This window comes from Solidesulfovibrio carbinolicus, assembly GCF_004135975.1.
Taxonomy (GTDB): domain Bacteria; phylum Desulfobacterota; class Desulfovibrionia; order Desulfovibrionales; family Desulfovibrionaceae; genus Solidesulfovibrio; species Solidesulfovibrio carbinolicus.
This window is the reverse complement of sequence record NZ_CP026538.1, coordinates 3,625,107-3,641,646: the sequence shown is the minus strand read 5'-3', so window position 1 is coordinate 3,641,646 and position 16,540 is coordinate 3,625,107. Positions and strand designations below refer to the sequence as shown.

Annotated in this window: 13 protein-coding genes and 1 pseudogene; 7 read left to right on the top strand and 7 right to left on the bottom strand. The window is 60.3% G+C overall.

Translation table 11 applies throughout. The features are described from left to right. Window positions 1-124: 124 nt before the first annotated feature. The 7 genes and pseudogenes from C3Y92_RS16295 to C3Y92_RS21840 form a co-directional block, all read left to right on the top strand. Window positions 125-313 (top strand): hypothetical protein, encoded by a 189-nt coding sequence (locus C3Y92_RS16295; protein WP_129354305.1) that lies wholly within the window; start codon window positions 125-127, stop codon window positions 311-313. 198 nt (window positions 314-511) lie between these two features. Further along, window positions 512-1,543 (top strand): radical SAM protein, encoded by a 1,032-nt coding sequence (locus tag C3Y92_RS16290; RefSeq protein ID WP_129354303.1) that lies wholly within the window; start codon window positions 512-514, stop codon window positions 1,541-1,543. Continuing rightward, window positions 1,536-2,543: a radical SAM protein gene (locus C3Y92_RS16285; protein ID WP_129354301.1), complete on the top strand. Its 1,008-nt coding sequence runs from the start codon at window positions 1,536-1,538 to the stop codon at window positions 2,541-2,543. The genes C3Y92_RS16290 and C3Y92_RS16285 overlap by 8 nt, the downstream gene beginning before the upstream one ends. 10 nt (window positions 2,544-2,553) lie before the next feature. Further along, window positions 2,554-4,266: an ABC transporter ATP-binding protein gene (locus tag C3Y92_RS16280; protein WP_129354299.1), complete on the top strand. Its 1,713-nt coding sequence runs from the start codon at window positions 2,554-2,556 to the stop codon at window positions 4,264-4,266. Continuing rightward, on the top strand, window positions 4,247-5,776 hold the full coding sequence (locus tag C3Y92_RS16275) for a 4Fe-4S cluster-binding domain-containing protein (protein ID WP_165352135.1): 1,530 nt from the start codon (window positions 4,247-4,249) through the stop codon (window positions 5,774-5,776). Before C3Y92_RS16280 ends, C3Y92_RS16275 begins: the two co-directional genes overlap by 20 nt. 38 nt (window positions 5,777-5,814) lie before the next feature. Then, window positions 5,815-6,933 carry a cyclophane-forming radical SAM/SPASM peptide maturase GrrM/OscB gene (grrM, locus tag C3Y92_RS16270; protein WP_165352134.1) on the top strand — a complete coding sequence of 373 codons (1,119 nt, stop codon included), beginning with the start codon at window positions 5,815-5,817 and terminating at the stop codon, window positions 6,931-6,933. A gap of 33 nt (window positions 6,934-6,966) precedes the next feature. Further along, window positions 6,967-7,230 (top strand): annotated as a pseudogene (locus C3Y92_RS21840) (restriction endonuclease); the annotation flags it as partial. A gap of 103 nt (window positions 7,231-7,333) precedes the next feature. Here the strand turns inward: C3Y92_RS21840 and C3Y92_RS16260 are convergent. From C3Y92_RS16260 to C3Y92_RS16230, 7 genes are all read right to left on the bottom strand, one after another. Continuing rightward, window positions 7,334-8,506 carry an HD domain-containing phosphohydrolase gene (locus tag C3Y92_RS16260; RefSeq protein ID WP_328591051.1) on the bottom strand — a complete coding sequence of 391 codons (1,173 nt, stop codon included), beginning with the start codon at window positions 8,504-8,506 and terminating at the stop codon, window positions 7,334-7,336. Next, entirely contained in the window at window positions 8,481-8,861 is a 381-nt protein-coding gene (locus C3Y92_RS16255) for a response regulator (RefSeq protein WP_129354291.1), read from the bottom strand. Before C3Y92_RS16255 ends, C3Y92_RS16260 begins: the two co-directional genes overlap by 26 nt. Further along, complete coding sequence (locus C3Y92_RS16250) at window positions 8,858-11,788, bottom strand: PAS domain S-box protein (RefSeq protein WP_165352133.1); 2,931 nt, start codon at window positions 11,786-11,788, stop codon at window positions 8,858-8,860. Before C3Y92_RS16250 ends, C3Y92_RS16255 begins: the two co-directional genes overlap by 4 nt. A 433-nt stretch (window positions 11,789-12,221) precedes the next feature. Beyond that, a complete protein-coding gene (locus tag C3Y92_RS16245) occupies window positions 12,222-12,518 on the bottom strand; it encodes a glutaredoxin family protein (protein ID WP_129354287.1) in 297 nt (98 codons plus the stop codon). Window positions 12,519-13,077: 559 nt separating this feature from the next. After that, entirely contained in the window at window positions 13,078-14,346 is a 1,269-nt protein-coding gene (locus C3Y92_RS16240) for a phenylacetate--CoA ligase family protein (RefSeq protein ID WP_129354285.1), read from the bottom strand. Between the two features lie 172 nt (window positions 14,347-14,518). Then, window positions 14,519-15,337 carry an ABC transporter ATP-binding protein gene (locus C3Y92_RS16235; RefSeq protein ID WP_129354283.1) on the bottom strand — a complete coding sequence of 273 codons (819 nt, stop codon included), beginning with the start codon at window positions 15,335-15,337 and terminating at the stop codon, window positions 14,519-14,521. Continuing rightward, window positions 15,322-16,497 carry an ABC transporter substrate-binding protein gene (locus tag C3Y92_RS16230; RefSeq protein ID WP_129354281.1) on the bottom strand — a complete coding sequence of 392 codons (1,176 nt, stop codon included), beginning with the start codon at window positions 16,495-16,497 and terminating at the stop codon, window positions 15,322-15,324. The genes C3Y92_RS16235 and C3Y92_RS16230 overlap by 16 nt, the downstream gene beginning before the upstream one ends. Between the last annotated feature and the right edge of the window lie 43 nt (window positions 16,498-16,540).

The following is a 16,540-nucleotide window of genomic DNA, read 5'->3' as shown; positions in this document are numbered from 1 at the left end:
GAAGTGATTGTCAGAAAGTGTCGTGTTTGATGAACGTGGCATCGATGCGGGGTTGACAGTATTCGCCTCCTAGGCGATAACTGATGGTAGGAGTAAAGAACCTGTTTTGTAAAAGGAGAATGTCATGGAAAAGAAGCGCCAGACTGTTCTTCAAGTGGGGATCGCAGCGGGGCAGAACGAGAGCAAGGAAGAGTTAACGCTTGAAGAGTTGCTGCCAATCTTCGGCACAGCTGATCCTCGGATCCTTTTTTATCGAGATTACTGCGGTGATTTCGGAGGTGGAAAGAAGAAGTCTAAGCCCAGGCCGAAGTAACTATTGGAGAGGCTTTTGCTTATAACTTTCTGCTTGGCTTTTTCGGTTGTTCGCAGGATTGGCTGCTGTGCCTACTCCGTCTCCAGTTGGTGCCGCCGGACAAGTTTTCCCGGCGGTGCCTCTCTGTCCGGGGCGGTTGGATGGTTCGGGTGGGGTGGCGCTGTTTTCATAACAAGTGCTTAGCGCCGAGAAACTGAAATGGACCAAGTTCTCCTCTCGATGGGCTCACGGAAAGGTTTTATCGTCATCAGTCCAACGCTTTTATGCAACAATAATTGCATTTTTTGCTACGAGAATTATCGGGACAATGCCTTTCGCGCTGTGCCAAGCGTAGACGAACTGTTCGACAGGACCATTGGCTTAGCGCGCAGTACTGGTCTCTCCAGTGTAGCGATAAGCGGTGGAGAACCAACTCTTTACCCGCATCTGACGTCTTACGTCCGGGCATTGACCGAGGCCGGAATTTCCGTATGTCTGCTGACAAACGGCCGAACTATGGCCGACGAGAATCGGTTGCGCGAATTGGTCGAGGCCGGCGTCGGTCATTTCCACATTCCCCTGCATGCGGACCAGGAGGACCGCCATGACGCCACCACGCGAAGCCAGGGCAGCTTCCGGCAGGCACTGGCTGGAATACAGAATATCATGGCGCTGCGGCGGGAAAGCATTTTCAAATTCTCCATTGTCCAGGTCGTGCACACGGGAAACGTAAAGCGCTTGGCGGCGTTCATTGATTTTGCCGCGCGTTTCATGCCGGACTACATTCTTTTTTCGTCCTGTATTGTGGAAAATGAATCTCCCGAGTCTCAGCAGGAACTGCTCGTGCCGTTCCAGGAGACAGTTGATGCCCTAAAAGCAGCCCTGCCGGCCATCGTTGCGGCGGATATGCCCGTTTACCTGGAGAATGTTCCTCCCTGCGCCATGCGCGGCCTGGAAACGATGTGTTTAGACTTCCACAAGTACAACCGGCTACGTGTTCACGGTCTAAAAGCTGCCGGCGACAGGGGGCTCCCGTCCTTCGAGGGGCTCGAACAATCCATCAAAAGCAGACAACGCGCCCGGCCGGTTCCCTGCGGACGTTGTGTCCTGGAACCTTTTTGCGGCGGCGTCTACCGTTCGCACCTCGCAGCTTTTGGCCGTGACGATCTGCGGCCCTTTTCCATGGATGAAATGCGCGCCATGATCCAAACGGCGACGACGCCGGCGCAACAGGACACAGCCCATGCCTGACGCATCCGCGCTTTCCGGCCCGACGGGTTTCGTCATCATCGCTCCAGACCTACGCTGCAACAACAACTGCCTCTATTGCTACGACAAGGACAAGCCGCAAGCGATCGAGGATCTCCCCTCCCTGGACGAAATCGTGACGCGCACTTTGGCCGTGGCCGTCGATTCTGGCTTAGGTCGGGTCGGCATCAGCGGCGGAGAGCCGACATTGCGGCCCGATCTGCCGGAGCTTGCAAGTCGGCTGCGTCAGGGCGGTCTGGGCGTCAGTGTGCTGACCAACGGCCGCGCCCTTCGGGATAGGAGCTGGCTCGAAGCCTTGGTCGCCGCAGGAGTGGATCACTTCCATGTTCCGGTCCATGCGGACCATGCCGGCTTGCATGACGCGGTCACTCGTGTGTCCGGCAGTTTTCGGGAAACGCAAGAAGGCCTCGCCAACATTCTTGCCCTGCGGGAGCACGTCCACCTCGACCTGACCCTCGTTCACGTCATTCATGCCCATAACTGCAACGGCCTGGAGTCCATGGCCCGTTTTCTTTTGCCCTATAGGCCAGTCTACGTCCTGTTCTCGTACTGCGTCATCCAGGCCGGTTCCTATGAGAAATACCTGGATCTCATGACGCCCTATGCCGCCGTCCTGCCTGGCTTGCTGGCTGCCTGCGATTTCTTGCTGCAAAACGGCCAAGCTGTCTACGCGGACAACATTCCGCCTTGCCTGCTGCGGGGACGGGAGCACCTGTGTCTGGATTTTCAGAAAGCCAATACGCTCAACATTGTTGGGCTCAAGGATTTCAATCTGTCAGAATCAGTCGAAGATGCCGCCATGTTTCAACCGCTTAACGCCCACGAACGTTCATACGCACAGGTTTGCACGCAGTGCGCCATAAAGGCCTTTTGCGGCGGCCTGTACCAATCGTATCTGGCGGTCACGGATTCGCCGGAGGTGATCCCCTACACGGCAGCGGAGATCTCCCAGCGGCTGGCCGCCAGGAAATGTACCTCGTGAACGAGACGCTATGACGCAGCGCAATGTGTTTTGGACGCCAAGCGATCCCGGCAAGAACGGCGACACCCTCTACGAGGGGCTCCGCTTCGCCCTGCACTGTATTGCCCGGTACCCTGGAAGCTTTTGCGGCGTGGCCTTGCTCGTTTTTTGCTCAACCGCGCTCATCTTGCCGGTGCCGCTGCTCTCCAAGGCCATCGTCAACCTCGTGGAAGTCCAGGGTGATCCTTGGAAGATCGTCTTTTATGGCTTGCTCGCCCTGGGGGCGGTCACCTTCGAACGATGCGTCAGCTACTGGCACGGGGTTATCATCTTCCGTCAATACAGGATGCTTTTGTGCGATCTGCGCTTGCAGGTTCTCGACCACGTGCTGACGACGCCCTTGGCGTTGCTGGCGGAGGAAGAGCCCACAGCCTTGGGAGCGCGAATCTTCAACGATACGGACATGGCCTTGTCCGCTTTCTATGACAACCTGATCTCCGTTTGCGAAAACGCCATCACTGTACTGGTTTGTCTAGTCGCCATGGCTATTATCGCTTTAAAACCGACGCTGCTGGTCATGGCGGCCATCCCTGTCTACGTATTTCTCCTGGGCCACTTTGGAGAACGCATACGCCTGCTGACCGATACATTCTATGACGCGACAGCCGAGGACAACGGCCTCTATTGCAATCTTCTGGGTGCCCCGGAAGTGGCCAAGATGCACTCGAAAATTTATCTCACGGACAGCTTCACCCGCTCTTTCGCTGTTTCCATCCGAGCGGCAGACCGGATGATGCGTATGCGAGCCGCCTCTTACGCCGTCATCCTCTGGATCAGTAACGTGCTGCCCGTGGCCATCCTTATGGTATGCGCCTTTCTTATTTTGGGTGGTTCCTTCAATCTTGGGGCCTTTGTGGCCTTGTCGGCCTTCATGGCTTACCTATTTCCCGCTCTGCGCCGGACCGTGGAATACTTTGTGAGCGCCCAGGGGGGGCTGGTGGGGCTTACCCGGGTCAACGAACTGCTTCGCCTCCCCAGAGAATCGCTTGGGGTCAAAACCACTGCTCCGGGAGGCCGGCACCTGACGTTACGCGACCTGTCTTTTCGATATGGGGAGCAGGAGCGAGGCGCATTGGAAGGCATCTCCCTGACTTTGGCCCGAGGCGATCTGCTGGTCATCATGGGTGAATCCGGATCAGGCAAAACCACCTTGCTCAAGATCATCGCCGGGCTTTTCGAACAGGAGAAAGGAGATATCCTGCTGGACGGCGAGCCTTTGCCCTCGGCCGATAGACGTCGGATGACAGCTTACGTGGAACAAGAGCCCTTTGTATTTGCCGACAGCCTTGTGGAAAACGTCCGTTTGGGACGTGATTGGATATCGACGTCCCAAGCCCGTCAAGTGCTGGCCAGCGTCGGACTGCAAGGACTCCTTGATTCCGAGGACACCGCCGCCGGAGAAGACGGGCCGAACCTGCGCCAAGGTGGCTCCAACCTCTCTCTTGGGCAGAAAAAACGCATCGCCCTGGCCCGAGCCTTGGTGAAGGACGCTGACATCATCGTCATCGACGAGCCCACGAGTGGTTTGGACGCGGAAAACGCCAGTCGCGTCATGGAAACAATACGGCGTGTTTGCCGCGACCGCTTTGTGATCGTTGTTTCCCACGCCGAGAACGCCATTGATGAACACTCCCGAGTTTGCATCCTGGAGGGAGGTCGGCTGCATGAACCCGGACGGCAATGAGCCCCTGGGCGTCGCGCCGGCATGGCGTCCCAGTGCTTTGAGCATTTTGCGGCGGCACGAAGGCGGCGCTGTCCTGTTTCATACGCTCAACGGCTGTTTGGACGTGGTGTCCGGCGCTTTTGGCCATTGGCTTGCCGATGCCTGGGAGTCTCGGCTTTCGCACGAACCTCTTGGACTGTCAGGTTTTTATTCGAAGCACCTTGCAGGACTTGCTGCGCGGGGCCATGTTACGTCCCTGTCCCTGTTCGAGGAAAAGACGTTATTCTTGCAGTACTTTCGGATGATCCGTTGGCTCAACCGGCATCTTCAACGCCAAACAGGGTATCTTATGTTGGCGTTGTCCTATGCCTGCAATCTGGACTGTCCTTATTGTTTTCAGCGAGATATCCGTGCAAGACTGGGCGATGTCCGCCTTGCCCCGAAAGACATCGATGCGATTTGGCGTCAAGTCCAACCGGCATTGTGCCCAGACGTGCCGGCGCATCGCATGTGCTATGTCCTGTACGGCGGCGAGCCTTTGCGTAACCGCCATCGGGATACGGTGCAGCGGCTTTTGCATCACGCCAAAGCCGGCGGGGCCGAAGTGGAGGCCGTGACCAATGGCTTGGAACTGGCCGGCTACCTGGATGTCCTGGGACAGGGGCCGGGAACGATCTCCCGGTTGCAAATCGCCTTGGATGCAGACCCGGCATGTTTTGGGGGCCAGGGCCACGGTCGAGCAAGAAGCGATGCGTTTGCTTTGATATTGGCTCATGTTGAGGCGGCCAGCCAGACAGGCGTTGCCATCGACTTGCGCTTGCATTTGCAACCAGCTCGCCGCCAAGCCTTGGATTCTCTTTTGGATATTCTAGACAAGGCCGGTTTGCTTGCCATGGAGAACATCCACCCCTATGCCGCAGCCATCCGTAATGTGCCGGGTGAACACCTTGATGATGGTCTAGAAATGGTTTCGGCCGAAGATCTCGCGAGGTTTGCCAACCACATTGGTTCAGATGTGACGCGCCATGCCGCTGCCTTGGCCCGTCTTGCCGTCGCTGAAACCGGTCCTGGCCCAATGGCGGCGGAATACTGCATGAGGGCTAAGGAACACTGCTATCTTTTGGATCCTTTTGGCGACATATACGCCTGTTACGAAGAGGCGGGAAGAGCGGATAGACGCGTGGGCACCTATGGTCGCGACGGCGTCCAGTTGTTCCCTAGTCAGGCTGGCCGCCTGGAGATCGGGTCTGACGCCATGGATGCCGTCTTTCCCTTTGGACTCCTCGACGGCGGTGGCTGCGTTGTTGCGGCTGATTTGGCTGTCTGTGCTGATCGGCATGTGGTTCGCCGGGAGCGCACCCGCGAGGTCTTATTGGCTGCACTGGGCCTTTTTGCGAGCCAGACGCTTTCAGGCTTTACAGCCGAGGAGACGGCATCGGGTTGGCGGGCAATCAATTTTCGCGGGGACAAACAGCGTGACCTGCCGAGTATGCTTCAACAACTGGCCCCTTACGTTCCACGGGAATTATAAATACGACGCATGACATGCAGGATACAGGGCCCGAATCCATGAAACTGAAAACGGCTCTTCTCACCCTGCAGCCAACCACGGCCTGCAACCTGCGCTGCCGGTATTGCTATTTGCCCCATGATCAGCCGACGACGTCCATGTCCGTGGAGACGGCCGGCCGGGCCGTGGACAACCTCGCCGATGCCGGTCTGATAGGCAGCGAACTGCGGGTATCCTGGCACATGGGGGAGCCTTTGCTGGCAGGCCGCCTTTTTTTCGAGCAGGCTTTCAGCGCCATCCGCAGGCGACTTGGACCCGGCGTGGCTATCCGCCACAGCATACAGACGAACGCCACCTTGCTCGACCGAGATTGGGCCGCATTTCTGCGGGACCATGATGTGGCTGTCGGCGTGAGCCTCGACGGTTTCGCCGCCCTCCACGACGCCAATCGACGTTTTGCCTCAGGGCGGGGCAGTTTCGACCGCGCCCTGAACGGCATCGCGCGACTGCACGACGCAGGCTTGGTGCCCGCGATACTCTGCGTCGTAACGGCGGGCACGTTGGACTACGGGAAAGAACTGGCCGATTTTTTCTATGACCACGGACTGCGGCGGCTATCCTTCAACCCTGAGGAAATTGAGGGCGAAAACCGCACGACGTCCCTTGCCACCGATGCCGCCGGCAGAGCTGAAGACTTCGCCGCCTTTCTGCAGGAATTCGCGCAGCAAACGGACAGCCGGGGCAGCGACATGGTCATTCGGGAACTCCAGGAGATCGAGGACGCTCTGGACGACGAGCGTCCCCGCGCCTCAGGGACCTGCCTGCCGTGGCATCACGTCACAGTCAATGCCCAGGGCGGTTTGTCGACGTTTTCGCCGGAACTCAACAGTATGACGCACCCTGTTCACGGCAGCTTGATATTAGGCAATGTGCATCTTGATCATGTGCGGGACATCAGGTGGAACGATCGTTTTTTGCGCATTTGGCAGGAAATACGGCAGGGGATCCTTAACTGCCGTGCTTTGTGCAAGGACTTCATGCTCTGCGGCGGCGGCTCGCCTTCCAACAAACTGGCCGAGACGGGTTCTTTTCTGGCGTCAAAAACCTTGGCCTGCGAACTTGCCACTAAAGCTTCAGCAGCAGTTGTGCGTTTTCGTCGGAGTATGAAAATAAAATAGGGATAGAATACACCGTATGGATTTGGACAGCCACGGCTTTGCGTCGAGGTGAAGTCAGGCTTGACGCCTACCGACCGTCCGACCGTCGACAAGTTGCTGGGAGCCGTCACCAAGTTCGGAGCTACAGAAGGACTCTTCGTTTCTTGGGGAGGTTTCAAGCCAAATGTACAAAAGGAATTGGCCGCGAGCTTTTTTCGAGTAAGACTTTGGTCACAGAAGGAATTGTTTGAACAGTGTTCTTATAACACATTCGGCTGTAACAGAGCCGCACATGCGCCACTTCACCAGCGCCGGTAGTCCGCCGAGCAGGATGTCTGCATGGCTTCAATAGAATTGAAACGCTTCTCCAGGCGAGAAACCCAGGTGAACGAAAGCTTGGCTCGTCAAAAGTTGCCTGAATTCAGAAATTCGCTGGCCCGTGGGCGAGCACATCACGCCAGCGGTCCTTGTAGTACAGGATGGTCTTGAGTTCGGCGAAAAAGGCCTCCACCACGGCCGGATCAAAGGCCGTGCCTGCGCCCTGGCGTATGATGCGTTGGCAGGCATCCTCGGGAAAGGCGGCCTTATAGGGGCGATGGTTGCCAACGGCGTCGTAGACGTCCACCACCGAGACGATGCGGGCTTCCAGGGCAATGGACTCCCCGAGCAGCCCCTTGGGATAGCCGGTCCCGTCCCAGCGTTCGTGGTGGGATAGGGCGATGGTCTGGGCCAGGGGCATGAGTTGCTGTTTCGCGCCGAGGGCGGCCATGGGATCTGCGGTGGTGCAGACCATGGCCTCGGGCTGGCCCTCGGCCAGGGGCTGGCTGAGGATCATGCAGCCGTATTCGCAGTGGCGCTGCATAACGACCCATTCCTCCGGGGTGAGCGGACCGGGCTTGAGCAGGATGTGGTCGGGCACGCCGATCTTGCCTATGTCGTGTAGGGGGGCGGCCTCGCGCAGCATCTCCACCCGGGCCGGGTCCAGGCCCAGGCAACGGCCAAGGGCGGCGCACATCTCGCCCACCCGGATGACGTGGTGGCCGGTCTCGTTGTCGCGGTATTCCGCCGCCTTGCCCAGGCTGTAGAGAATCTGGCGGCGGGTGTCGCGCAGTTCGGCCGTGCGCGCGTCCACCAGGGCTTCCAGGTTGTGCTGGTAGTTGCGGTTTTCCCGCAGGAGTCGTGCGCGCTCCAGGACCCGGGACAGGGCGTGCTCCACCACGGCAAAGCGCGACACCGGTTTGGTGATGTAGTCCCAGGCTCCCAGCCGGATGGCCTCAACGGCCTTGTCCACGGTTCCGACGCCGGAGACCACGATCAGGGGCAGTTCAGGGGCGCTGGCCCGAATCCGCTCGATAAAGCCATAGCCGTCCATGACCGGCATGTTGAGGTCCACCAGAACCACGTCCGGGGCGAAGCGCTCCAGGACCTCGAGCCCTTCGGCCCCGTTGGCGGCCAGGGCGGTCCGGCAGCCCATGTCTTCCAGATAATCGGCCAGGGTGCGGCGCAGCATGGCCTCGTCGTCAATGACCAGCACCCGCACCGCCTGCCCGGGAGGCAGGCCCAGGGCCTTAGCGAAGGGCATTGTCAAGGGCACGGACGATCACCTCCATGTCGGCCACGGGCTTGTAGAGCACGCCCCGGAAGCCGGGGATGTCCTGCATGATCGCCTTGGGGAACTGCTCCTCGGGGGAGCCGGTATGGACGAGAAAGCGCAGGGCCGGGTACAGGTCCTGAGCCTGGAGCATAAACTCAATGCCGTTTGAACCCGGCAAACGCAGGTCCACCAGACATACGTCAATGGCCTGACGCCGCAGAAGGTCCAGGCCGGACTCGGCATCCTGCGCCACGAACGCCTCGAAGCGCCCTTCGTCTTCCAGGTAATCCTGGGCGGCCAAGCCCAACAGGGCCTCGTCGTCGATAATCAGCACGCGGATGCGTTCGGAAGTCATGTTTGGGCATCTCCCAGGGGAATCTCGACGGCAAACGCGGTTCCCTGACCGAGACGCGACGCCACGGAGATTCTTCCCTTGTGCTTCTGGGCGATGATGAAAAAACCCACAGACAGGCCAAGGCCCGTCCCTTCGCCCTGGGGCTTGGTGGTAAAAAACGGTTCGAACACGCGTCGGCGGGTGGCCTCGTCCATGCCCGGTCCATTGTCCCGTATCTCGATGCGGGCGGCGTCGGGGTCGTGGCGGGTGATCAGACGCAGGGTGGGCGGGTCGGGCCGCTGGCCCCGGTCCGCCATGGCCTGAGCCGCGTTCTTGATGATATTGAGCAGCACCTGGACGATCTCCGTCTCCATGCACTCCACCGGCGGCAGGGTCGGATCGTAATCGCGTTCGATGCGGATGCCTTTGAAGTCATAGCGTTTTTTGAGATCATAATCATTGGCGGCCAGATCCACGGCCATATCGAGGAGGGCGTTGACGTTGCATGAAGCGCGCAGGGATTGGCTGCTGCGGCTGAAATCGAGCATGGTGCGGATGATCCGGGCGGCCCGGTCGCCGGCCTCCTGGATACCGCGTAGGTATTCGTCGATGTTGCGGGCGCGCATGTAGGCGGCAATGGAATCCATTTCCAAGCCGAGCCGCCGGGCCACTTCCAGATTGCCCGGCAGGGCAGGCGATAACCGGCGCTCCATATTCTGCACCGACTGCAAGATGATGCCTAGGGGGTTGTTGAGTTCGTGGGCCATACCTGCGGCCAGCCCGCCCACGCTCATCATCTTCTCGGTTTGGATCATCAGCTCCTGCATCTTTTTGTGCTCGGTGATGTCCACGATGACGCCGATCAGCCCGCCTGAAGCGCCGCCGGACAGGCGAAATCCGGTGACCGAATACAGGGTCTGGTGCACCGCGCCGTCGGCCAGGGGGATGGACATTTCCTTGTGCACCGGCTCGGCCCCGGCAATAACGGCCTCATCCTCGGCCTGATAGGCAGCCCGGTCCTCGGCGGGCAGATAGTCCAGATCCAGCACCGTCTTGCCAATGAGATCCTGACGGCGCACCCCGAACCAGTCTTCATAGGCCTTGTTAAAGCCCAAGAATCGGCAGTCCGTGCCCTTGTAAAAGACCGCGTAGGGGATGGTGTCCAGGAGCGCCTGTTGGAAGGCCAGTTGGTCGGCCAGTTGCATCTCCAGCTGCTTGCGCCCAGTGATGTCCCGGAAAATGCCCTCCACGCCAAGCACCCGCCCCTCTCCGTCGCGGTAATAAGCGCTGGTGGTTGAAACCAGCACCGGCCCTCCGCTTTTGTCCTTAAGAGTGACTTCGTAGTCCAGGACCCGGCCCTCGACCGCGATGCGCTCCAAAAGGGCGTGGCGTTTGTCAGGTTCCATCCAGAAATCTGCGGCCGGCCGGCCAAGCAGCTCATCGACCGAGTCGTAGCCGAGCTGGCGCGGCGTGGAGGGGCTGAGCATTACCAGCCGGCCTTCGCGGTCGGTGCGGTAGTACATGTCCTGGATGTTCTCAATGACGGAACGGTACCGGGCTTCGCTTTCGCGCAGAGCCTCTTCGGCCTGCCGTCGCTCGGCCACGTCCTCGACAAGGCCGTTAATGCTGGCCGGTTCGCCTGCGGCGTCGTACTGGAGGGAAGCGTTGATGATGGCCGGAAACGCTTGTCCGTCCCTACGTCCCAGGAGCGCTTCCAAGCGCAGCCCCTGGGGCGAGACGGCCAGAGCGCTGCGGATATCCCGTGATCCTTGGGGACGCAGATAGCTGTTAAGCGGCAGATGTTCGAGACCGCCGAGCATGGCCTCGGGGCTGGAGAAGCCGTGCATGCGGGCGAGGGCGGCGTTGACCTCCTGCAGGCCGTCGCCATAGGTGCAGCGGAAGATTCCGATGGGGGCATGATCGAAGATGGCCCGGTATTTTTCCTCGCTGGCCCGCAGAGCCTGCTGGAACGTCAGGCTGCGTTCCAGTTCGGCCGCCAGTTCCTGGGCCTTGTTTTGGTAGGCCCGCCGCAAGGCCAGGGAGCGGTAAAGCAGGACGCCAAGCAACGCCACAGTGACCGAGAGCAGCCCGATGGCTGCGTATAACAGCCAGGTCAGGGTGCGTATCTGGCGCTCCTGGGGATGGACCCATTTGTCAAGCAAGGCGCGTCGACGCTCCTGGGGAATGTTGGCCAGGGCCTTCTGGATGGCGGAGAACAGTAACGGTCGGTCGCTGCGCACGGCCATGGACAAGGCCGTCTCGTGCTCGGTGGTGGCGGCCACCCGCAGATTGCGCAGGCCTTCCTGCTCGATGTAATACGAGGCCACGCCCACGTTCTCCACAAAAGCGTCGAGATCGCCGAATGCGGTTTGGCGCAGGCCTTCCTGGATGTTGTTCACCGGCACAATGGTAAACGTGTCCGGATAATTGCTCTTGAGAAAGGCGTGGGAGACATAGCCGTTGACCACGCCCACCCGCAGGCCGCGCAGATCGGCTAGTCCGTCAATGTGCTTAAAATGCTTCTGGGTGAACACCACAGTGGGCAGATGCACGTAGGGGTCGGTAAACAGCAGATACTGAGCGCGCTCGGCGGTGTAAGCCATGGCCGGGGCCATGTCGGCCCGACGCTCCTTGAGGCTTTCCAGCAACGCCGGCCAATCTCGCTCGGCTTCGGCCCGGATGGCGACGCCCAAGCTGTTCTCAATCTCCTTGATGAAATCGGCGGCTAGCCCCGAGAAACGGCCGTCCTCGCCCAGGAACTCAAACGGCGGGTATTTCCAGTCGTAGACGAGGCGGATCTGCTTGAGCTCGGCCAGGGCGGCTCGCTCCTCGGGAGACATGATATCCGCCGCATGGGCAACTGCGGCCAAGCCGAGCAGCACGGCCAGCCCCCAGGCCAGACACCGCACCCCCAAGCACCAGGCACGTCCGTGATTCCGAGCCGGCATCGCCCCTCCCGGTCTGGATTGCATCATCTAAGATACACTATTTTTTTACAATATCGCACAGACGGCGCAGTCTGTCAATTTTCACTAGTGGATTGGCCTAGGGTTTTCTTGGACACCAACTTGGCGGTATGACTCTGCCGCTCGGGATGTGCCGTATGCTGAGAGAGGGAGAAGCACTCAAGCGATTCTGGGCGCCTCACAAGACTCAGGCCGTGCTCCGGCTGCTTCGAGGCGAGAACAGGCGGCAAGTTTCTTCCGAGTAAGGCTTTGGTCGCAGAAGGAATTACTTGAGCAGTTGTTCTTGACGTACGAAAAATTCGATGAAGATTTGAAGACTGAGCCCCCATTGAAACGGATATGGACTGTTACCCCTCAAGAGCAATGATGACACCTCCGGTTCTGGCCGGTTGTGCGGAGGTTTATTCAGTCTCTTTCAGGGCTGTTGCCAAGTCGGAGCTTTGACTTCCGTCTCGATGTCGGCTTCCTTGAGGGCAGCTTCAATTTCTTCGCGGCGAAATCCCACGATAACCTTTTCGCCGATGACGATGGTCGGGAACGTGATTGCCGGGTTGAGCTTGCGGAGTGTGTCGAGAACCTGGGTTCGCTCGTCGCCGGACATGAAGTCCACGCTGACGGGGTCATAGGCGACATTGCGTTCGTCGAGAAAGTCTTTGGCTTGGGTGCAGTGTGAGCAAGTTGAGAGGGTGTAAATTTTTACTTTGGCAGACATGGATGAAGTCCCCCTTGGTTTGTAAGTATGAGCGGCGAGAGAGGTACTTGACTTATCCCCTTTGGGGGACTGTTGGTCAAGGAGATCGGCTGTAATAGATTTTTGGATGTTATCCAAGGCGAGGAGAGGGGAGAGGGCGTTTTGACCTAGAACAGGGGGATATTTTTCCCGGGGCCGCCGCTGCAATCTGGATAACATCTGGAGAACCGTTCCCCTTCGTCGCCAAGCAGGTATGTCGGAAAAAAGTTATCATTTTCAAAAAAATATCCAATGATTTCAGAATTCAGATCAGGTGCCCGGCCCATGGGGTTCAGGGGGGCGGAGGTTCAAATCCTCTCATCCCGACCAGAGATTTCAAAGGGTCAGATCGAAAGATCTGACCCCTTTTTCTGTTGGATAACCTGCCTGGATAATCTTTTGGCCTGGGATTCTAGGGAAATGCGGAGCCGGGGCGGCTCCAATTCACGAAACTCAGGGGGGCGGCCTGCGCGGGATGATGTCCCTGGCTGTCTCCATTATTCCCATCGGCCTTGTTTGGGTCTGCCTGCCAGCCCTGAGGCTAGTCGAAACGGCGCAGATCGATGAGTCTGGGCGCGTCGGGTCTGATGGTTTCACCCGCGGGCAGCACCGTCACCTGGGGGCGCAGCTTGAGCCGTTCCTGGAACCGGGCCGCGAAAGCGCCTGTGTCCAGGGGGGCGCTGCAGCACAGGCGCACTTCGATGGCATCCTTGCCGTCGGGATTTTGCACAACGATCTGCCACGCGGCGATGGCCGGGAAGCCGGCGGCGACTTCGGCGGCCTGGGCCGGATAAATGAACTGTCCTTTGACCTTGGCCGTATCGTCGGCCCGGCCGAGGATGCCGGTCAGGCGCGGTGCGGTGCGCCCGCAGGGGCAGGGCGCGTCAGCAAGCTTGGAGAGATCGCCCGTGGCCAGGCGGATGAGCGGGTAGGCGTTAACAAAGGGCGTAAAGACCACTTCACCGATTTCGCCGGCTGGCAGGGGCCGGCCGGTGCCTGGTTCGCAGATTTCCAGGATGCCCCGGGAACTGACGTGCATGCCGGTGAGTTCCGAGCATTCGTAGGCGATGCAGCCCACGTCGGCCGTGCCGTAGCCTTGGAGGATGGTCATGGCAAAGGCGTCCTGGACTTTCTGGCGCAGGCTCTCGGGCAGACGCTCGGCCGCCACAAAGGCCGTGCGCAGCCGGAAATCCCGATGCAGGTCGAGGCCCCGCTCCCGGGCCTTGTCGGCGATGACGTCGAGGTAGCTGGTCATGCCGACGAACCCGGTCACTGGCAGGCGGGTCATGAGGTCGATCTGGACGTCGGTGTTGCCCGGTCCGGCCGGGATGACGGCGCATCCGAGTTCCAGCAGCGGTTCCTCCAGCATGAGGCCGGCCGGGGTCAGGTGATAGCTAAACGTCATCTGGACCAGATCGCCCCGGGCAAAGCCGGCGGCGTAAAAGGCCTCGGCCCAGCCCCAATAGTCCGGTCCCGGTCCTTCGGGATCAAAAAGCGGTCCCGGCGACTGGTAGATGCGGCGCAGCCCGGCAACGCCGCCGGTGAGCAGGCGGGCCAGTCCGGCCCCGCCGTCCTGGAGGGCGAGGAGCTGTTTTTTGCCAAGCGGCGGGATGCGGGCGAAATCGTCCCAGGACGTGATGTCGGACGGAACCAGACCGGCGGCCTCCAGGCGGCTGCGAAACTCCCCGCTGTGCGCGAAGGCATGGCTCAGGAGCCGGCCCAGGCGGTCGAACTTGCGAGCCGCCACGGCCTCGCGGTCCATGCTCTCCAGGGGGGAATAAAAGCCGGAAGCGGGCTTTGCTGCGTCCATATTTCGCCTCTTTCTCGAATTGCGTTGGGTCTGTTTCCGCCGTCCTGTCCACAACCGGCCAACTTGCCAGCTCACGCCATAACCCCCTGATAACTCGTTCCATCAAGGGGGTCCGGGGGGGATTATCCCCCCCGGCCGCCGGAGGCGTCTTTTCTTATGTATTCTGTTACCCCTACCCCAGCCAGCGTTTGCGGCGGCGGTAGTGTTTGACGTCCCGGTAGCGGCGTTTTTCGCCGCCGTGGGACAGGCCCAGATAGAATTCCTGGACATCGGGGTTGTTTAAAAGTTCCTGGGACGTGCCGTCGAGGACGATGCGGCCGTTTTCCATGATAAAGCCGACATCGGCGATACCGAGCGCCGCCCGGGCGTTTTGCTCGACCAAAAGGATGGTCACGCCCTCGTCGCGGTTGACCCGGCGGATGATGTCAAAGATTTCCTCCACGAGCAGCGGGGCCAGCCCCAGGGAAGGCTCGTCGAGGAGCAGCAGGCGCGGTTTGGCGATGAGCGCCCGGCCGATGGCCAGCATCTGTTGCTCGCCGCCGGACATGTAGCCGGCCAGTTGCAGGCGACGTTCCTTGAGGCGCGGGAAGTAGTCGTAGACGCGCTCCACGCTGGCCCGAAACTCCCTGGCCGGGCGGGTGACGCCGCCGCAGCGCAGGTTGTCCTCCACGCTCATGTCCTCGAACACCCGTCGTCCTTCCATGACCTGGAACACGCCCAGGCGCACGATGCGTTCCGGGGCCAGCCGGCTTATGGGCGCGCCGTCGTAGACGATGCGCCCGTCGGTAATGGCTCCGTCCTCGCCGGCCAGAAGCCCGGAGATGGCTTTGAGGGTGGTGGACTTCCCGGCCCCGTTGGCCCCGAGCAGGGCCGTGATCCGACCCTGCCCGGCGCGAAGCGACAGCCCTTTGAGGGTCAGCGCCACGTCGTTGTAAACGACTTCGAGGTTTTCAACGGCGAGCAGATCCACGGCGTCTATTTCCCCAGCCATTCGGGCTTGCGTTCCAGGGTTTCCGTAGCCACTTCGACCATCTTGCCGGCTTCGACCTTGTAGATGATGACCGACATGTTGGGCCGGTGGTCGTTGGGGAAGAAGCTGATGGGCGGGGTCAGACCCATGGGATTGTAGTCGCGCAGCGTCTCCAAGGCGTCCTTGATGGCCGGGCCGGTAAGCGGGCCTTTGGCGGCGGCGATCTTCAGGCCTTCGGCCATGACCAGCATGGAGGCAAAGCCCCGGATGTAGTGGGTCATTTTGGGCGTGCCGCCCGTCAGCTTTTCAATGACGGCCATGCCGGGAACCTTCTGGCCGTAGACCACGGCGGTCTGGAGCGAATAGGCGCCACCCGCGGCGTCGCCGGCCAGCTTGAACAGGCTCTCGTCCACGCCCCAGATGTTGCAGAAAAACGTGGTTTTAAAGCCGAGTTTCTGGGCGTCCTTCATGATGACGGCGGCCGACGGCGTGGTGCCGCCGATCCAGACGTAGTCCGGGGCCAGCTTTTGCAGGCGCAGCATCTGGGCCATGGCGTCCATGGCGCCCAGGGCCACGGTCTCATCACCCACGAGCTCAAAGCCCAGTTCCTTGGCATAGTCCTTGGCCGCCGGAATGGGCACCAACCCGTAGGGATGGTCGGGGTAGACAAAGGCCACCTTGGGGGCGCGGGCTTCTTTCCAGTTGCCTTTGAAGTATTTGAGCGCTCCACGAATCTGGGTGGAATAGTCGGCGGCCACGAAGAAGTTGTACGGGGCCTTGGCCGGATCGGTGAGGTGGGCGGAGTAGGAGGCGGACAGGGTCGGGATCTGGTCCTTGCCCACGAACTTGGTCAGGGCTTCGGTGTCCTGGGTGCCCCAGCCCTGCAGGGCCACGATCTTGTCCTGGGAGGTGAAGCGCTTATACGCAGACAGGGCCTGCTGGGCGTTGTAGGCGTAGTCCACCTCGATGAGCTTTATGGGCTTGCCGGCGATACCGCCGTTTTCATTTAAATATTTGGCCGCATCCTTGATGCCCTCGGAGTAGGGCACGCCCACGGCCGAGGTCGGGCCGGACAGGTCGGAGAGCAGGCCGATGTTGACGGTCTCCTCGGCGCGCACGACACCGGGCACAGCCAGGGTCCAGGCCAGGGCCAGGGTGAGCAGTTTTGCCAGTCGTTTCATGTTTCCCCCCACGGTTGCGTGTTGCGTCCCGGCTTTGTCCGCC

Bases quoted from the DNA above. Each gene is read 5' to 3' on its own strand.
- C3Y92_RS16295 (WP_129354305.1), top strand. From the start codon at position 125: ATGGAAAAGAAGCGCCAGACTGTTCTTCAAGTGGGGATCGCAGCGGGG.
- C3Y92_RS16290 (WP_129354303.1), top strand. From the start codon at position 512: ATGGACCAAGTTCTCCTCTCGATGGGCTCACGGAAAGGTTTTATCGTC.
- C3Y92_RS16285 (WP_129354301.1), top strand. From the start codon at position 1,536: ATGCCTGACGCATCCGCGCTTTCCGGCCCGACGGGTTTCGTCATCATC.
- C3Y92_RS16280 (WP_129354299.1), top strand. From the start codon at position 2,554: ATGACGCAGCGCAATGTGTTTTGGACGCCAAGCGATCCCGGCAAGAAC.
- C3Y92_RS16275 (WP_165352135.1), top strand. From the start codon at position 4,247: ATGAACCCGGACGGCAATGAGCCCCTGGGCGTCGCGCCGGCATGGCGT.
- grrM (WP_165352134.1), top strand. From the start codon at position 5,815: ATGAAACTGAAAACGGCTCTTCTCACCCTGCAGCCAACCACGGCCTGC.
- C3Y92_RS16255 (WP_129354291.1), bottom strand. From the start codon at position 8,861: ATGACTTCCGAACGCATCCGCGTGCTGATTATCGACGACGAGGCCCTG.
- C3Y92_RS16250 (WP_165352133.1), bottom strand. From the start codon at position 11,788: ATGCCGGCTCGGAATCACGGACGTGCCTGGTGCTTGGGGGTGCGGTGT.
- C3Y92_RS16245 (WP_129354287.1), bottom strand. From the start codon at position 12,518: ATGTCTGCCAAAGTAAAAATTTACACCCTCTCAACTTGCTCACACTGC.
- C3Y92_RS16240 (WP_129354285.1), bottom strand. From the start codon at position 14,346: ATGGACGCAGCAAAGCCCGCTTCCGGCTTTTATTCCCCCCTGGAGAGC.
- C3Y92_RS16235 (WP_129354283.1), bottom strand. From the start codon at position 15,337: ATGGCTGGGGAAATAGACGCCGTGGATCTGCTCGCCGTTGAAAACCTC.
- C3Y92_RS16230 (WP_129354281.1), bottom strand. From the start codon at position 16,497: ATGAAACGACTGGCAAAACTGCTCACCCTGGCCCTGGCCTGGACCCTG.